This window comes from Clostridium sp. CTA-5, assembly GCF_054768135.1.
This window is the reverse complement of the sequence record NZ_BAAAAT010000003.1, coordinates 1-17,191: the sequence shown is the minus strand read 5'-3', so window position 1 is coordinate 17,191 and position 17,191 is coordinate 1. Positions and strand designations below refer to the sequence as shown.

General features: G+C 26.8%; 14 protein-coding genes. 4 read left to right on the top strand and 10 right to left on the bottom strand.

Going from position 1 to position 17,191, the window contains the following annotated elements:
• Positions 1-41: 41 nt before the first annotated feature.
• Entirely contained in the window at positions 42-1,418 is a 1,377-nt protein-coding gene (locus ACYUET_RS08145) for an NCS2 family permease (RefSeq protein ID WP_460278820.1), read from the bottom strand.
• A gap of 313 nt (positions 1,419-1,731) precedes the next feature.
• Here ACYUET_RS08145 and ACYUET_RS08140 point away from each other — a divergent pair, with 313 nt between their 5' ends.
• On the top strand, positions 1,732-2,388 hold the full coding sequence (locus ACYUET_RS08140; protein WP_460278819.1) for an HAD family hydrolase: 657 nt from the start codon (positions 1,732-1,734) through the stop codon (positions 2,386-2,388).
• A 167-nt stretch (positions 2,389-2,555) separates the two neighbouring features.
• Here ACYUET_RS08140 and ACYUET_RS08135 read toward each other — a convergent pair whose 3' ends face one another.
• The 5 genes from ACYUET_RS08135 to ACYUET_RS08115 all read right to left on the bottom strand — a co-directional run bounded on the left by ACYUET_RS08135 (position 2,556) and on the right by ACYUET_RS08115 (position 7,621).
• The gene (locus tag ACYUET_RS08135; RefSeq protein WP_460278818.1) at positions 2,556-3,509 is read right to left on the bottom strand and encodes a carbohydrate kinase family protein; all 954 of its coding nucleotides are present in this window, start codon (positions 3,507-3,509) and stop codon (positions 2,556-2,558) included.
• A 50-nt stretch (positions 3,510-3,559) separates the two neighbouring features.
• Positions 3,560-3,946, bottom strand: coding sequence for a VOC family protein (locus ACYUET_RS08130; protein ID WP_460278817.1), 387 nt, complete (start codon positions 3,944-3,946; stop codon positions 3,560-3,562).
• 29 nt (positions 3,947-3,975) lie between these two features.
• A complete protein-coding gene (locus tag ACYUET_RS08125; protein WP_460278816.1) occupies positions 3,976-5,025 on the bottom strand; it encodes an NAD(P)-dependent alcohol dehydrogenase in 1,050 nt (349 codons plus the stop codon).
• Between the two features lie 145 nt (positions 5,026-5,170).
• On the bottom strand, positions 5,171-6,304 hold the full coding sequence (locus ACYUET_RS08120) for a PTS transporter subunit EIIC (protein WP_460278815.1): 1,134 nt from the start codon (positions 6,302-6,304) through the stop codon (positions 5,171-5,173).
• A gap of 189 nt (positions 6,305-6,493) precedes the next feature.
• On the bottom strand, positions 6,494-7,621 hold the full coding sequence (locus ACYUET_RS08115; RefSeq protein WP_460278814.1) for an ROK family transcriptional regulator: 1,128 nt from the start codon (positions 7,619-7,621) through the stop codon (positions 6,494-6,496).
• A gap of 273 nt (positions 7,622-7,894) precedes the next feature.
• On the opposite strand from ACYUET_RS08115, the gene ACYUET_RS08110 reads away from it, so the two are divergent.
• Positions 7,895-8,689, top strand: a complete 795-nt coding sequence (locus tag ACYUET_RS08110) for a CsxC family protein (protein ID WP_460278813.1) — start codon at positions 7,895-7,897, stop codon at positions 8,687-8,689.
• 135 nt (positions 8,690-8,824) lie between these two features.
• The gene (locus tag ACYUET_RS08105) at positions 8,825-9,685 is read left to right on the top strand and encodes a CsxC family protein (protein WP_460278812.1); all 861 of its coding nucleotides are present in this window, start codon (positions 8,825-8,827) and stop codon (positions 9,683-9,685) included.
• A gap of 583 nt (positions 9,686-10,268) precedes the next feature.
• Here the strand turns inward: ACYUET_RS08105 and ACYUET_RS08100 are convergent.
• The 3 genes from ACYUET_RS08100 to ACYUET_RS08090 all read right to left on the bottom strand — a co-directional run bounded on the left by ACYUET_RS08100 (position 10,269) and on the right by ACYUET_RS08090 (position 15,051).
• The gene (locus tag ACYUET_RS08100) at positions 10,269-11,984 is read right to left on the bottom strand and encodes an RNA-binding domain-containing protein (RefSeq protein WP_460278811.1); all 1,716 of its coding nucleotides are present in this window, start codon (positions 11,982-11,984) and stop codon (positions 10,269-10,271) included.
• A 242-nt stretch (positions 11,985-12,226) separates the two neighbouring features.
• Positions 12,227-12,925, bottom strand: coding sequence for a DUF2290 domain-containing protein (locus tag ACYUET_RS08095; RefSeq protein WP_460278810.1), 699 nt, complete (start codon positions 12,923-12,925; stop codon positions 12,227-12,229).
• Positions 12,922-15,051 (bottom strand): DEAD/DEAH box helicase, encoded by a 2,130-nt coding sequence (locus ACYUET_RS08090; protein WP_460278809.1) that lies wholly within the window; start codon positions 15,049-15,051, stop codon positions 12,922-12,924. Before ACYUET_RS08090 ends, ACYUET_RS08095 begins: the two co-directional genes overlap by 4 nt.
• An 868-nt stretch (positions 15,052-15,919) precedes the next feature.
• Between ACYUET_RS08090 and ACYUET_RS08085 the strand changes: the two genes are divergently transcribed.
• Positions 15,920-16,513: a sigma-70 family RNA polymerase sigma factor gene (locus ACYUET_RS08085; RefSeq protein WP_460278808.1), complete on the top strand. Its 594-nt coding sequence runs from the start codon at positions 15,920-15,922 to the stop codon at positions 16,511-16,513.
• 59 nt (positions 16,514-16,572) lie between these two features.
• Here ACYUET_RS08085 and ACYUET_RS08080 read toward each other — a convergent pair whose 3' ends face one another.
• Positions 16,573-16,815, bottom strand: a complete 243-nt coding sequence (locus ACYUET_RS08080) for a hypothetical protein (RefSeq protein ID WP_460278807.1) — start codon at positions 16,813-16,815, stop codon at positions 16,573-16,575.
• Positions 16,816-17,191: the final 376 nt, after the last annotated feature.

Sequence of the window (17,191 nt, the reverse complement as noted above, 5' to 3'; positions counted from 1 at the left end):
TTAAATTTGTACCTAAAGCCAACAAAATTATTTATATTTTTTTATATACTAATAAACCTTAGTATAAAAATAATAGCTAATATAATTAAAGTAACTGAAATCTTTTCTTTTTTTCCACAGAAGAAATTAAATAATACATAACTTACAACACCAAACATTAATCCTGTTGCTATACTATAAGTTAATGGCATTAATATTATTGTTAAAAATGCCGGTATTGCTTCAGTATAATCATAGAAATCAATCTTTGTTATATTTTGCATCATAAATAATCCAACTACAACAAGAGCTGGTGCTGTTGCACAACTAGGAATTGCCATAAATATTGGTGCAAAAAAAGCTGCAAGTAAAAATAGTATCCCTGACATTATTGATGTAAGTCCTGTTCTTCCTCCTTCTGCAACACCTGCAGAACTTTCAACATATGTTGTAACTGTTGAAACTCCCATTAATGCTCCCATAGTTGTTCCTACTGCATCTACTAATAATGCTTGTTTAGCTCTTAATACATTTCCATTTTCATCTACCATATTTGCTTTTGATGCAACTCCAACTAATGTTCCTACTGTATCAAAAAAATCAACAAATAAAAAGGTAAGTAACACTAATACTATCATAGCTGCACCTTTTGCAGTTGCAAATACTGAAAAATCTAATTTACCAGCTATTGGTCCAATACTGTGTATTCCAAATACTCCTGTAGGTAAGAAAATTTTATATGATTCTGCTGCTTTTTCTGGTCCTATTATAAAAGCATAACACCATGCTATTACTGTACAGCTTAGAATCCCCCAAAGCATTGCTCCCTTTACTTGCTTATATACTAATACTCCAATTATTACAAGTCCAATGATAGAAATAATTGCCCTTGGATCCCTGAATGTCCCTAAAGTAACTAATGTTGCATTATCCTTTATAACTATACCTGAATTTTGAAATCCTATAAATGCTATAAATAATCCAATACCTCCACTTACAGCTATTTTTAAAGATGTCGGTATAGAATTTACAACTAATTCTCTTACTTTAGTTAATGTAAGAATAATAAATATAATACCTTCTATAAATACTGCTGTTAATGCTACTTGCCATGGCACTTTCATTGCACCACATACTGTAAATGCAAAGAATGCATTAAGACCCATACCTGAAGCTAATGAAAAAGGTAAATTTGCATATACCCCCATAAAAATTGTTGTTAAGCCTGCAGATAAACATGTTGCTGTTAAGACAGCACCTTTGTCCATTCCCGTTTGTGATAAAAAATCTGGATTTACTGCAATAATATAAGCCATAGTTAAAAATGTAGTTATTCCTGCAATAATTTCTGTTTTAACTGTTGTTTTACTTTGACTTAGTTTAAAAAACCTTTCTAGAAAAGCATTGCTTCCATTAATAGTTCCAGTAGTTTTTTTCAATAACCTCACCCCTTATATTTGTTGCTATTTGATAATACCAATATCAATCATTTTAGTTAATCGATTACACTTTAGAAAAAATGGTTGAACAAAATTTTTGAATATACAAAATACATTAACTTCATTAACGTGGTATAATTAAATTTCTATAATCTTATATACAATAAAAAAGTCTTATATTATATATATTAATTAATTCTTTAATATATGATATTAAAGAATTAATTAATAAAATTCTCTTTCTCTAAAGGTTAATATATGCTATATATAATATTAAAAGTTAAAAATAATAAATATAAAAAGGAGTCAAGCTATGTTGAAATATAAATGTTTAGTACTTGATCATGATGACACAGTTGTTAGAAGTACACCTGAAATACACTTTCCAGTATTTAAAAATACATTATCTAAACTTCGTCCAAACACAGAAATAACTCTAGATGAATTTATGATGTATTGCTTTGATCCTGGTTTTAATTCTTTATGCTTTGATATTTTGAAGTTTACAGATGATGAAATGAAATATCAAGTTACTAAATGGAATGAATATGTACAATACAATATACCATCTTTCTATAGCGGTTTTGAAAGAATTATCCAAAGGCAAAAAGAAGAAGGTGGACTAGTTTGTGTAGTTTCTCATTCCTATAGTAAAAATATAAATCGTGACTATTTAGAAAATTGCGGAACTATTCCAGATATAATTTTTGGTTGGGAACGCTGTGAAGAGGAACGTAAGCCCAATCCTTATCCACTTCAAGAAATTATGCGTAAGTACAAACTTAATCCTACTGACTTAATAATGATTGATGATTTAAAGCCAGGCCTTGATATGGCAAAGAGTTGTCACGTCGATTTTGTTGGTGCTGGCTGGTCACACACAAACAACTTAATTATAGACTTTATGAAGAAAAATTGTGATTATTATTTCAATAAAGTTGAGGAACTTGAAAAGTTTTTATTTGAATAATAGTAAACATAAAAATTAACTTATATATTTTATTATATTTATTTTTAGTGGCATTATATTTCAATATATAATATTATTTAATACAACATATAAATATTATAAAAAATAGTTTACTCAAAATAGTATTCTATTTATACCAAATACTATTAGAGTAAACTATCTTTATATTATAACATCATATTTTCGATTTCTTTTAATTCTGGTAATGCTGATATTGCACCGCTTCTTGTTGTTGTAATAGCTCCTGCTACATTAGCAAACTTAATGATATCTTCAATTTCTTCTCTTGACATTTTTTTTATATCTAATAAGCTTTTCCCCTTTAACTTATAATGTAATGCCCCAAAGAAAGAATCTCCTGCTCCATTTGTATCTATTGCCTTCACTTTATAAGGTTCAACTAATCCATAAATATTGTCTTTTCTATAAAATGATCCTTTTTCTCCAAGTGAAATTAGCACTAAGCTAGCACCATTTTTAGCTAACTCATTTGAGCCTTGTATTAAATCTGTTTCACCAGTTAGTAATTCTAGTTCTTCCTCTGAAACTTTAATAATATCTGCAAATTTTAATCCCTCTAACATCATTTTTTTTGCATATTTATTATCATCCCATAAAAGAGGTCTATAATTAGGATCATAACTTATGATTTTTCCCTTTCTCTTTGCATATTCAACAGACTTTAAAGTTGCTTCTTGTGAAGGTCCTTTTGTTAAAGATACAGAACCAAAATGAAAAATATTACATTGATCAATAATTTCCTTATTCACTTCCTCATATTGAAGCATCATATCCGCTCCAGGATTTCTATAAAAACTAAATGAGCGTTCTCCATTTTTATCTATATTTACAAACGCTAAAGTTGTATTTACTTTATTTGTTTTTACTAATCCTTTTATATTAATGCTTAAATTTTCAAGTGTTTCTTTTAAAAATTCTCCAAATGAGTCTTGTCCAACTTTTCCTATAAAAGCTGTTTTTCCGCCCAACTTGCTATTTGCTGCTAAAACATTTGCTGGAGCTCCCCCTGCCTTTTGACAAAATATAGTATTACCTGAATCGTCTTTCCCACCAAATGTAAAATCTATTAATAATTCACCTATTGCAACTACATCAAACATTATTACTACCTCTCTTTTAACAACTATTTTTTAAACCATTTCTATAAAAACTATAACTTTTGGCAAAATTCTATTTTTTCTTCTGATGGACCTTTTATCATAAAAAACTTAACACCATTTTTCCAAAAAGGTAAATATTGAATACTATCATGTAATAAACAATATCCGTTTCCTTTAATTTTTGTAAATACTTCTTCAATATTATCAACGCTTATAGCTATATGATCTATTGCACCTGATTTTTCAGCCACATTTAATGTTTCATAAGTTTCTAATACTATATCCTTTAATTGAAGAAATGCTACTTTTTCCTTTGCTTCTTCATTAAATGTTTTCATTAAAACTTTAAAACCTAAACTGTTATAAAATTCTTTAGTTTTTTCTATATTTTTAGTTGGAATACCTATATGAGCCATTCCTAACATATTATCAACCAAATCCTTAACCTTCCTTCTTAAAACATTTACTATTTAGAAATTTTTACAACTCCTTTTACAATTTCAGCTTTATTATTTATGCTATAGTCCATTGCATTTTGAATGTCATCAAAATCAAAAATATTTGTAACAATGCCTTTTAAATTTACAGCTCCACTTTCTACTGCCTTAATTGCCATTGGGTAAATATGTCTATATCTAAATACAGTTTTAAAAGTAATTTCCTTATCTAAAGCTAAACTCATTGGCATATTCATCATACCACTTTTTCCATATCCAACCAATACTATGTTTGCACCTTTCTTAACCATACTAACTGATTGTTGAGAAGTGATTTCTGTTCCTGCTGTTTCAAACGCTAAATCGCAACCTTTACCATTAGTTAACTCTAAAATAGCCTTTACTGACTCTTTTTCTTTTCCATTAATTATAGCTGTTGCTCCTAATTCTAATGCTTTATCTAATCTATTTTGCATAATGTCTACAACATATATTTCTGTTACTCCCATTGCTTTCAATGCAAGCATTGTAACAAGTCCAATACATCCAGCACCTAATACCACTGCACTTTGTCCTGCATGAGCTTCCCCTTGCTTTGCTGCATGAAATCCTACTGCAAGTGGTTCTATTAATGCACCTTCCATAGTACTTACATTATCAGGTAATTTAAAACAAAGATCTGCTTCATGTGCTACATATTCTTGGAATGTTCCTCCAACTGGTGGTGTTGCAAAAAATATTACATCTGGACAAAGATTATATCTTCCTGTTTTACAAAATTCACAATGACCACATGTTTTTCCTGGTTCTAAAGCTACTCTATCTCCTACTTTAAGATTTGATACATTTTTACCAATTTCAACTACAACACCACCGGGTTCATGTCCTAATACAAATGGTGGTTCAACTATGTAATCGCCAATTCTTCCTGTTTCATAATAATGAAGATCTGAACCACAAATTCCTACATAATCTATTTTTACAAGGACTTCATTATCTAATACCTTAGGTATTTCTCTTTCTTCAAATCCCATTTTTCCAATTCCATTCATTACTGCTACTTTCATTTTTCCATCCATTTTTAATCATCCTTTCGAAATTTATATTACATATGTTTTAAAATAGTCTTGATATTACAAAAGTACTATAAATATCAACTTTTACTTAAAACATAAATTTTATATTTAATAATCTATCTAATTTTTAGATAAAGTATTTTTCTATTTAATTTTGATTATCTATATCTACGTCTTTAAATTTAAATATTATTGTCAATAAAAAACTTATTATAAATGCAATTAAACATCCAAGTAGAAAACCTTTAAATCCGATTCCTAAAAAAACTGGTATTGTTCCTATTCCTGGGAATGCAAAAGACATCGCACTTGAACCACTAGCTCCAACTATAGCACCGCCTATTCCACCAGCTAAACAAACAAAAAGTAAAGGTCTTTTTAACAAAAGGTTTACACCAAATAATGCTGGCTCTGTAACTCCAAATATAGCTGAAATTGATGCTGATGCTGCTACGGTTTTTAACTTTTTATTTTTCGTAATAAAAAATACTGCTAAAGCTGCCCCAGCTTGTCCAAAAACTGCCGGTCCCATTAAAGCCAAAATCGTATCATGACCATTTAATGCAATATTATTAATTGCTAATGGAACAAGACTCCAATGGAATCCAAATATAACCATAGGTTGAATTAAAAATCCTAAGCAGGCTCCTGCCAAAATTGGATTTAACGCATAAACATTTGTGTATACATTAGCTAAAACATTTCCAATTATAGTTCCAATAGGTCCAAATACAATAAATGTTATAGGGACTACTACTAAAACAGAGCATAATGGCGTAAAAAATTCTTTTACTACACTTGGTATGATTTTATCGAAAAAGCATTCAACATAATGTAAAAGTGCAATTGCTAGTATTATTGGAATTACACTAGATGAATAAGTTACAGAATTAACACTAATCCCTATAAAATCAATTATGCTTTTTTCCTTGAATAAATTTGTTATATTAGGATGTAACATTATAACTGCTATAAAAACAGCTGTATATTGATTAGCTTTTAATTTTTTAGCACAAGTAAATGCTAAAAATACAGGAATATAGTAAAAAAATGCATCTGCTATACTATTAAAAATTATATATGTATCATTATTACTTGATAATATGTTCAGTGCCTCTAATATGGCAACAATCCCCTTTAAAATTCCTGCTGCACTCATTACGTTAATAATAGGTATAAACATTCCAGATATAATGTCTATAGCTTTTTGTATCAAATCGTTTACTCGAAGTGCATACTTATTAGATATGATTGTTCTACTTCTTATTTTTTCAATTCTCATCTAAATACTCCTTCACTTAACTTATTAAAGTAGTTTTGCAAAAGTCCTTTAGTAATATAATAGAAACGTTTTCTTAATTTGTCAATAAGTTTTTATAAAATAATATTTGTTCTTTATTCAATGCCACTAAAAAATAGCCACTAAAATATAGTGACTATTTTCTTTAAATGTTTTTATAACTTTTTATTTTTAAATTTGATTTATAAAATTTTCTATATGCAATAATGCTGCTCCTACTGCACTAGATTCTAATTTATAATGACAAGCTCTTAAATAATTAATATCTATTTCAAACATATTATATCTTGATACACATTTTTTAATTTTATCAATGTGTTCATCTAAATATGCTCCTACATATCCACCTAATATAATAGTGCAATCAAATGCCATTCTTAAATTATTAATAATAATAGAAAGTTTTTCAACATATTCTTCCCAAATTTCAACTTGTTCTTTATTATTATTTTTGAGTAAAGTAAAGAACTTAAATAAATTTCCATCAGCACTATCTGATAAAACTTTTGCTGAACAATATGAATCAACGCATCCTTTCTGACCACAATAACATTTCTTACCATCTGGAACTATTATCATATGTCCAAATTCTCCAGCACGTTCATTGTCTCCAAAGTACATTTTTTTATTGTAAGATATTGCTCCTCCAACACTATTACTTAATGAAAGATAAATTATATTCTTACCATTATCCTCATTCCATAATTCTGCTTTTCCTGCTGCATTAGCATCATTACAAAAAATGCAATCATATGGTACTTGTTTAATTAATTCTTCACACTTTATATTTTTCACATGTAAAACATTTGATTCTATTATCTCTTTTTTATTCTGAGAAATAATTCCTGGAATAGAAATCCCCACACCTAAAATTTTTGAATTTTTAAATTTACTATTTTTTATGAATTCACATAATGTATCCCCAATATTTCTATAATATTCAGTAGTATCTTCAAAACGTTTTTCTATTCTTATATTTTTTAAAATATTGCCTCCTAAATCTACTAAAACTATACTTATATGATTTTTAGTAATATCAAGACCTACAGAAATTCTCGAGTCTTTAACACAAACTATTGCTTTTGCTTTTCTTCCACCAGTAGATTCAAACTCTCCATCTTCAATAATTAATCCTTCTTCAAGTAAAGTTTTTAAATGTTGAGTAATAGTTGGTAAACTAACCCCTAAATTTTTAGCTATTTCCTGTTTAGATGTTTTTTCACTATTATATATAAATCTATAAATAGTATTTCTGTTGTATTTTCTTACTTCTATATTAGTTGTTTTTTCATATAACATAAAAAATACTCTCTCCAATATCTTTTTACTTTAATATAAATTTTGCTTAATTAAAACAATATTTATAATAGTATTTTAACATACAACCTTATAATAATATAATTATGTAATTTTTTAATATAAATAATTTATTTTATCAAAACATAAAAAAATAAAACCTATTATTAAGATTATTTCTTATAAAAATTATACTAATTAGGACCAAAAATGATATACTTGCATACTATAATAATATAAAAATATTTACTAAATAGATAAATGGAGGAATTTATTGTGAATACTAACAAAGGATTAAATATACAAAATACAAATGATTGTGGAAGTTTACAACAAGAGCCTTGTGCAACTGTTGCTACTCAAATAGAATCACTAACTGAACAAAATGCTGTGACTCCTGCTATTATTCCAGCTGGACCCGTATTTCTTAAGCTTCCTGTTGTATTAGCAGAAACAAATATAACAATTCCTGTTGAAGCTACTATCACATTAGATCAAGCTGCTATAGAAATTAAAAGAATCAGAAAGAATGTATTTTTGACTCAATCTCGTCTTATTCCATTTTCTTCAACAGCTGCAGCTCCTAATACTGGAATATTATTTATAGCAGGTTTTATAAGAAAAAATATTGAATATGCTACTCAAACTTGTACTACTGCTGGTAGTCCAAATTTTTGTGGAGATATAAGACACTGTACAGTTGAAGTACCTTTTAACTTTACTACTAGAATTACTTTTATTAGACCACCCGTTTTAGCTGAAAACACTACTCCAAGCGAATTAGAATATTTCACAGATACACTTAGAGGTTGTGATATTTGTGCAGATCCAGTAATTGGACGTAATCCTTGTGACCAAAGCTTCGCATTTACAGAATTTTTCAATGAAAAACCTTTTACTGAATTAGTCAATGCATTTGTTACTGAGGTTGATATTCACACAAACCCAACTGCTAGTTGTACTCTTCCTACAGAACAATCATTCACAACACTTACAGAAAAATTGGTTGTTAATTTAACACTAAAGGTATTACAACAACAACAAGTAAGAGTTGCAGCTATAGGATTATAAGAAGATTTAAAATTTAGTAATTTAATCGATAATTGAATATAAATTACTCTCTCAGAATTATATATTAAGTACTATCTTACAGACCTAAAACTTACTAAGAGAGCTTTAGGTCTGTTTTTAATAGGAGGATAAATCATGACAAGAATACACTGCTCAAGACAATATTATAATCAACTTAAGAGAAAGCAGTATGAAGAATATCTTAGAAGGAGAAATGAATATTGTTCATATAAATATAATAGTACTCATATAAATCAAAAAGATAGGTGCAATATTGAGACTTGCAAAACAACAGTTTCTTCTGAAACATTACCTATTTGTGAAAACATCCCTCATACATCAGATACAACTACTTTACCTGTAACTGTAAATATCCCAGTAGTATTGACAGAATGTAATATAACTATAACTATTGAATCTTTACTTAAACTAGAGGATAATATATTAGAAATTAAACACATTAGAAAAAATGCTTATTTAAATCAGTGCAAACTTATTCAAAATTCTGAAAATGACAAGCCTAATACCGGAATATTATTTCTATCTGGTTTTATTCGAAAGAATATAGAGTATTCTACTAATGAGTATAATTTCAGAGGAGTATTAAATGGTAAATTAAAACATATCACAATTGATATTCCTTTTAAATGCACTACTAGAGTTATATTTAAAACTCCGCCTAAATTTAAAACAAATACTCATCCGGATAAAGCTGAAATATTACAAACTAACATCGGAATGTGTAATCCTTGTAAAGAAGATCTAAATGGAAGAGATATTCGAGAACAAAATTTTAGATCAATTGAATTCTTTAACGAAAAAGTATTCTGTGAATTAATTAGTGCTGAATTTCTTGAATCTGATATTCTTGAAAATACAACAAATAAAAAGTGTAAACCGAATCATGAACAAACATTTCACGATATTAATGAAAAGGTAGTACTATTTTTAACAATAAAATTATTACAAAAACAAAATGTACTAATTTCAAAATAAACAATGTTCCATAAAACATATGGAACATTTATTTTATTAATAACAAAAATCTTAAACAATTACTTAAAAATATAACATAAATAAAAAGCTATTTCTAACTTAGATAGATTAGCTGATAGTATAGATATAGTTTAATACTTTCTCTTTTCATTAAAGCTTATTTTCATTAAAGCTTATTTTCATTCAGTAAGATAATTAATCTATTTTTGCAAATAAAAAAAGCCGTAGCACAACGTGATAAGAAACCTATTTTAAATGAATCCCATCAACCATGCTACTTTAAGTTTGTACACAAAGCATTAATTTTTATGTTTTGCCCCCCACTTTGCCCCTTATAAAATAACATTATTTAGGATATGTTAATACTAAAGTTTTCCATATATTTGTATCTGGAAATTTTATTAACAAAATTTCCCTAAATTCCATTTCACTTAAGTTTATTATTATAATAATAATTCAATTTAAGTTAATATTTATACAAAATTATTTTTTATATAACAATCGCCCGTTTAATTGACCTCTTAAACGGGCGATTAACGAACGATTAACGAACGATTAACGAACGATTAACGAACGATTTATTTTAATCGGCTAATGTATATCTAGTTAATGATCCTTTGCCGACTTTTTTTATTTTCCCCAATTCTTCCAATTGTTTAATTAATCCAAATGCTTTTGTTTTTCCAAATTTGAAAGTTTCTCTACATTCTTTGTTACTAATGCTTCCATTTTGATTTATATATTCTAAAATGTTTATTTGATCATTATTTAGTGGTTTATCTTTAATAAATATTTTATTAGAATCAACCTTTGAATTATATTCATAATTTAAATAATATACTTTTCCTTTTCCATAACCATCTACTAACAAAGTTCCCTTTTCTACTAAATCATGTAGTATTCCTGTTATATCATATGAATGTTTATCCATCATTAACTGAATACGAGCATTATTTACAGTACCCTCTAAGTAGGCTGTTGCAAGTATTAATACCTCATCCTTATTAAATGAATTAAAATCTTTACTAAATATTTCTTTTAAATCTTGTAAACATTCTTCTGGCAACATAGATATCATCCATAATTTTAAAGAAACTTGATTTAAATTAATTTCTTCTTTTAACTCTGGTGTTCTCCAATTTTGTTCATTCCATGCTGCTAATATTTTAGGAAATCCTGATCCTGCACCTTCACCTAGTCCTATTAAAGAAAACATCTTTTGAATTCTAGGATTTCTACTTTTAGAGTTTCCACCCTTAAATATGCTTTCAAGATCTATTTTTAAATTTCCTGGATTAGTAAACTCTAAACTATCCTTAGTTTTTATAATTTTTAATGTTCCTTGTATATTAAAATCAGCATGTATTATTTGATTTACAAATGCTTCTCTTATTGCTTGATGAACTAAAGTATCATCCTTACGCTCTAAATTCTCTAATTTAAATGGTACTTTTACATTGCTTGTCAATTTATTGATTACTGAAAAATAAAAGTTATAAAGATTATTTTCCCACGTTCCATCTATAGTAAATCTATCTGACCATCTTTGGTTAGAATCCACATTAATTTCTTCTCTAAAATCTAAATTTATATTAGCAAATAAATCTCTGATATAAAGACCTTTTCCAAACATAAGCATTCCAGCTACTGTCACACCTTTAATTTTCCTTCTTCTATCTTCCTTTATTCCCCCTAGCATTTCAACAAATTTTTCATTACTAAGATCATTCCAAGGATGATCTGGCTCTCTCGAACTAAACCTATTCCTATATTTTTTTATTGTATCTTCATCTAAATCTTTTATAGTATAATCCTCAAGTATTACACCATCATTACCTTCTTCTGATGCATCTCTTATCATTGCATTAACTTCATCTTCTGTTGATTTATAATCTCCCTCAGCATTACGTTTATAAGTCCCTTTATAAGGATTTTCATTTAAAAATATAGGACGTTGTTTGTAACTTGCTCTTGGAACATTTATTACTAAAACATCTTTATCTTCAATAGTTAATTTTTGTACATCCTCATCAATTAGTAAATTTCTATTCGTTTTACTTCCATTTATAGTATTCCAAAAATCTTGAATTCTTTTATCAACATTTTTTATCCCTTGAACTTCAAACGTTCCTTTACTTTTATTTTCCTTAATTCCTAAAATTATTATTCCACCATTGGTATTGGCCATAGCAGAATAACTTTCCCATAATGCATTAGGGATTTTATTTTCTGCCTCTTTACACTCTACGTCAACAGTTTCACCAATTTTTAATATCTCTAGTAATTCTATATCCGTCATTTTATTTCTCACCTTCTTCATCTTTAAATAATAAAGACTTTTCATCTATTTAAATTTAATTTCTACTTTAGGCTACAATTTTTTAATAATTCAATAAACTAATAAACTTATACTTTGAAACTTTTAAACCTCAGAGATATTTGCACCATTTTACGTGCTTGCTATCTAAGAATTTCACTATTTTGAGTAAATAATAATTCTTAAAAATTCAATATGTATTATGAGTTAAATAATACTAGTGCTTAAGATAAATATATATCACATTTTTCTTCTTCATTTAATGCAGCAATATTTTTACTTATCTTATCTTTATTAAAATATATTTTTTTAAAATTCTCTTCTTTAATAACATTTTTATAATATTTAAAATAAACATGCCTTATCACAAACGATACAAAAGTATCAGGAGCTAAAATTCTATCACAAGGTATCCTTACTTCATTATTATGGCCTAAATGCATGTGTGATGAAGAGTGCACTATTGGATCATGTCTTACACTATCATAATCATATCTTATGGGTATTACCTGCTTTTTCAAATCAGCTTCTGAAATATACTGATCATACTCATCTAAAAAACTTTCTCCTACTTCGCGATAATCTAAATCATTAAATTTCAAAAAATTCTCGTAGCTTTCTGCTGTAAAAGGAACATTATAGTAAGCATATCGTATTTCCACAATTTTATCATCATCTTTAACATACGTAAATTGAAAAAAGCTCTTGTCTTTTAATAAAATATCATAATCTCCTTTTTTAAGGGCAACATCATAGATTTCTTTATAATTGTCTTTCTGACAAATTGAAATGAAGTCTTTTGAGATTTTTTCTTTACTAAAAGTCATTTTTCTTGATTTATTTTCATTCTTATATAAATCACATTCTTTTAGCAATTGAATTGAATTTTTATATCCTATATTTATATAGGCTTCAATACTCATTTTTTTGTATTATCTCCTTCACTAATTCCCTCATTAAAAAGTTTGATTGCTTCTTCAGGACTCAATCCTCTTTGCTTAGCAAATTCTTGAACCAAATTTGCTAATGCTTCTCTATCAGAATTTAATTTACTATGATCTCTTTGATGTTTCTTAACCTCGTCATTATTAGGATAAATAAATTCTAAATTAGGAAATTTATTCGTTGCACTTTTTATTTCTTTTTCTAAATATTCAAAGTCTTCTCCTATACCCGTTACTTTTAACCATGCCTTCGATCTAGTAAATGCTGTGAATAATTTATTCCTCATATTTATACTTTCTTTTTGTGACTTAAATACATCGCAACCTATTACATACACTAACGCACTCTCATTACCTTTTGCCTTATAAACACTAGTAAATGTTACGCATCCTATTCTAAAAAATTCATTATTATAAGTTTCTAATGTATTATTCAAGTATATTTTATACTTTTGTAATGATGAAGATAATCTATTATAATAATTCCACATATTTTTTTCATCTATACAAATAATCATAATATCTTGTGGTAATAATTCATCTGATATGTTATAACTTATAGACTCTGCAATCCATTCTAATTCTTCACTAAATTTATCCGCTTTGTAGCATTCTATTATCTCTTTCATATTATACTTTTGCGAAATTGAAAGTGGACTATTTTTCTCTGGTCGTGTAATTATTGTATCTTCACCTTCAATACAACAGCCTTGTATAACTTCATAACCATTGTCATTCCAATGCTCAGCATTTTCTAGCATCTGTATTATATTTTCATTATAAATGCCAAATCCTATTGCGTGAGCTAAAACTAATACTTCTCTTGGATTTCTATAGCATACAGGCAAAACAATATCATTATTTAATTCTGGATGGCAATCTAAAAGCTTTTCTAAATCTATACCTTCATCACCATACTTGTTTTTAAACAAAGTTTTAGTATCTTGTATTTCCACATTTAATATATTCTGCAATTGATCGTATGCCCAAACTAAGTTATCATTTTTAGTTATCTTTCTACAAATCCAATAAAATGAAGGAGAAAAATCCTGTGCTTCATCAATTAAAACATAATCATATTCTTTTAGTAATTTTCCATTTGTCCTATCTAATAAATCTGTACAAACATAATCAAATTTATTTGGCCCCAATGCCTGACTGAATATTAATGGACTTACTCTATTATTTCTACAGGCATCATAGTAAACACCTGGATAATTTTTCCCTCCCCAAGCATGTCTTACATGAATTGAATCTTCAAAATTTGGTTCCTTATCAAAATATACTCTATAAAATCTTGAAATAAGTAACTTTATATGTTCATATAAACTTTTTGTATAAAATGTATATAATATCTTAGCATTAGGATTCTTCATTAATATATTTACTGCTTTCATACACAAAATCACTGTTTTGCCTGAACCAGCTAACCCTCTAATTCTTTGTGGACCATTAATTTGAGTTAATGCAGCAAACTTTTGTTGCTTGTCTAAGTTATTTATTTCTTTCTCTAGTTCAACTAAAGCCTTTCCTTTTGTCATGATATCATTGTTCTCTAGTTTTCGTTCTGCCGGTTTCACTATGCCATTAGATCCTTCTACAATAGAAGTTATCATTTTGACTATATTTTCGTCTATCACATCTTTTAATTTAATATCATTAAATATTTTTTTTATAGCATCTAAGCTACTAATACATACATTCTCTAATTCTAAATCTATTTTTCGACTATAGTTAGGTAAAAATATAGCGGTAGAAATCTCAAATTTTAATGACTTCTTATTTTCTCTCAGCTCCCTAACTTTCATAAACTTCCCATTAATTAAAGAATATATTTGAGATAATTTTTCATCCATCATCATTATATATTCTTCATTAATCTCACGATCGTAAGAATTATCAGTTATAATAAGTACAACTCCATGTTTCTTTGAAATGATACAAATGTTAGGATAAACTATATCTTCATCTATTTCCTTAAACATTGGAAAATTATAATATACAATACTTTCATGTAAATCAAGTTCTTCTTTTTTTAGCAATTCTACTAGCATTTGAGCTGCATCATCTTTGTAATATTCATTCGTTATCGCATTTAATTCCATATATTTACCTCTCAATGTTTATTTTTAATTAATAAGTTAATAATAGTAATAATATATATTATTATACAACATAAATGTAAACAGGAGGCGACTTATTATATATTTTGCATTTAGAGATAAGTATAAATATCTTCATATTATTGATGCAAACATATCAGAAAATGATATGTTAAAATACACTGATAATTATAGAATAATAAATTCCGATATTGCCTCTGGAGGCTTTCCCTCAATTATTATAGAAAAAAAAGTATATATTATAATTGACTGTAATAAAAACATATTATTACTTAGAAATAATATACTTTCTAGTCCATCTAATGAAGAGAAAATTAAAATATTAAAATTTTATAAAAAATATAACTTATTATCCTTGTAGGCAACATTTCCTATCATATAAAATGGCTCTATGAGCCATTTTATATGATATCTTATCTAAAAAAATTATAGTTTAATAGTAGAAAAAGTGAAACTTTCAAATCCTTCTGACCTTTGCATCATCTAATCAATATCCATTACTAACAAACGCCTTTCATCAAAACCTATACTCTTTCATTCTAAATTTAGAACATTATTATTTTCATCTTCACTAATATATAATAACTATCTCATATAATCTGATTGTAATCCTCTTCCTAAAATTCTTATAGCATAAAATATAAGATTCTGTTTTACATCACTAGTAATCTTACTTTCTAATATAGTTTTTGCTAAGTTTATAATATTATCAAACTTCTTCTTAATTAATTTTATATTTCTATACGATATATGGTTTCAAGTACATATATACTATATATAGAAATATTTTTTATCAAAACACAATATGTAGTTATTTAGTGTATCTTTTAATAACTTCAAGGAGGGTTATATGGATTATAATTATATTGAGAATTTAGTTAGAAAATCTAAAGATGGAGATAAATTATCTAAAGAAAAACTTATTGAAGAATTTAGACCTTTTATATTAAATCTTTCAAAAAGAACTTTTATAGATGGATATGATCTATATGATGTACAAAATGAATGTTATAAAAATTTACTTAAATGCTTAAAATCCTATAACTTAGAAAAACATAGATTTGTTGCTTACGCTACCAATGGAATAAAAAATAATATAAATGATCTCATAAAAAGATCTAAAAATAGAAGTTCTACTGAAGGATATGAAGCCCTTACCTTATGTGATAATTTAGAACATACATTACCCTCTGATAATTCTAACTTAGAAGATATACTTTGTGATAAATGCGCTTTTCAAACTTTAAGATTAGCTATTAATAATTTAAGTGAAGAGGAAAAAGAACTTATAGATTTTGTTTTCTTTAAAAATAATACAATCAAGCTTTACTCTGATTTAAAAGATATGTGCTACTCTACTGCTGTTAATAGAAAGACTAATGCTCTAAGAAAAATTAATAAATATATATGTAACCTTACTCCAAAAATTGAACATGTAAATTAAAATCCAAGGTTTATTTTTAACCTTGGATTTGTTAATATACTCTAATTTAAAATAAAATCTTAATCAAATTTAAATGTAGTTACTACTGTAGTAGTATGATCAATATAATCTTTTGACAGTTCATCAATTCCATCACATATAAATTTAAGACTACACCCTTCACAATCTCTTATAACACATTCTTCAAGCAAAGAACAACCTAAACGATCTTCAAATGTTGCATTTCTTATTGCTAATGCTATTTGCTTTTTATCAAAGCACTCACTATTTTCTGAACAAACTTTAATTTTATCACTAACCATTTTTATTCACTCCTAAAATTTTATTTAACAATTTTATTTTCAATTGTTAAATAGGATATATGGTTTTATTTTTAAAAATACATAAAAATAATAAAATTATAAATTAAAATTCTTGTTAAGTCGCATTATACAAGCAAATTCTTAAATTCTAAACTTCTAAAATTTTTTTCTTTTTTTATTCTTTTCTTTTTTAGATTTTTAGAAGCTAAAGCATATATATTTAATAAATGGTCTTGTTTTAAAAATTATTAATACTCAATCATAGAATTCTCTAAAAGGAGGAACAGTTGTATGAATTTAAAGTTAGGAAAAATGAATGCTAAGACTATAGTAAAAGGAATTTTAAGTATAGGAATTATTTATACAGTAATCATCT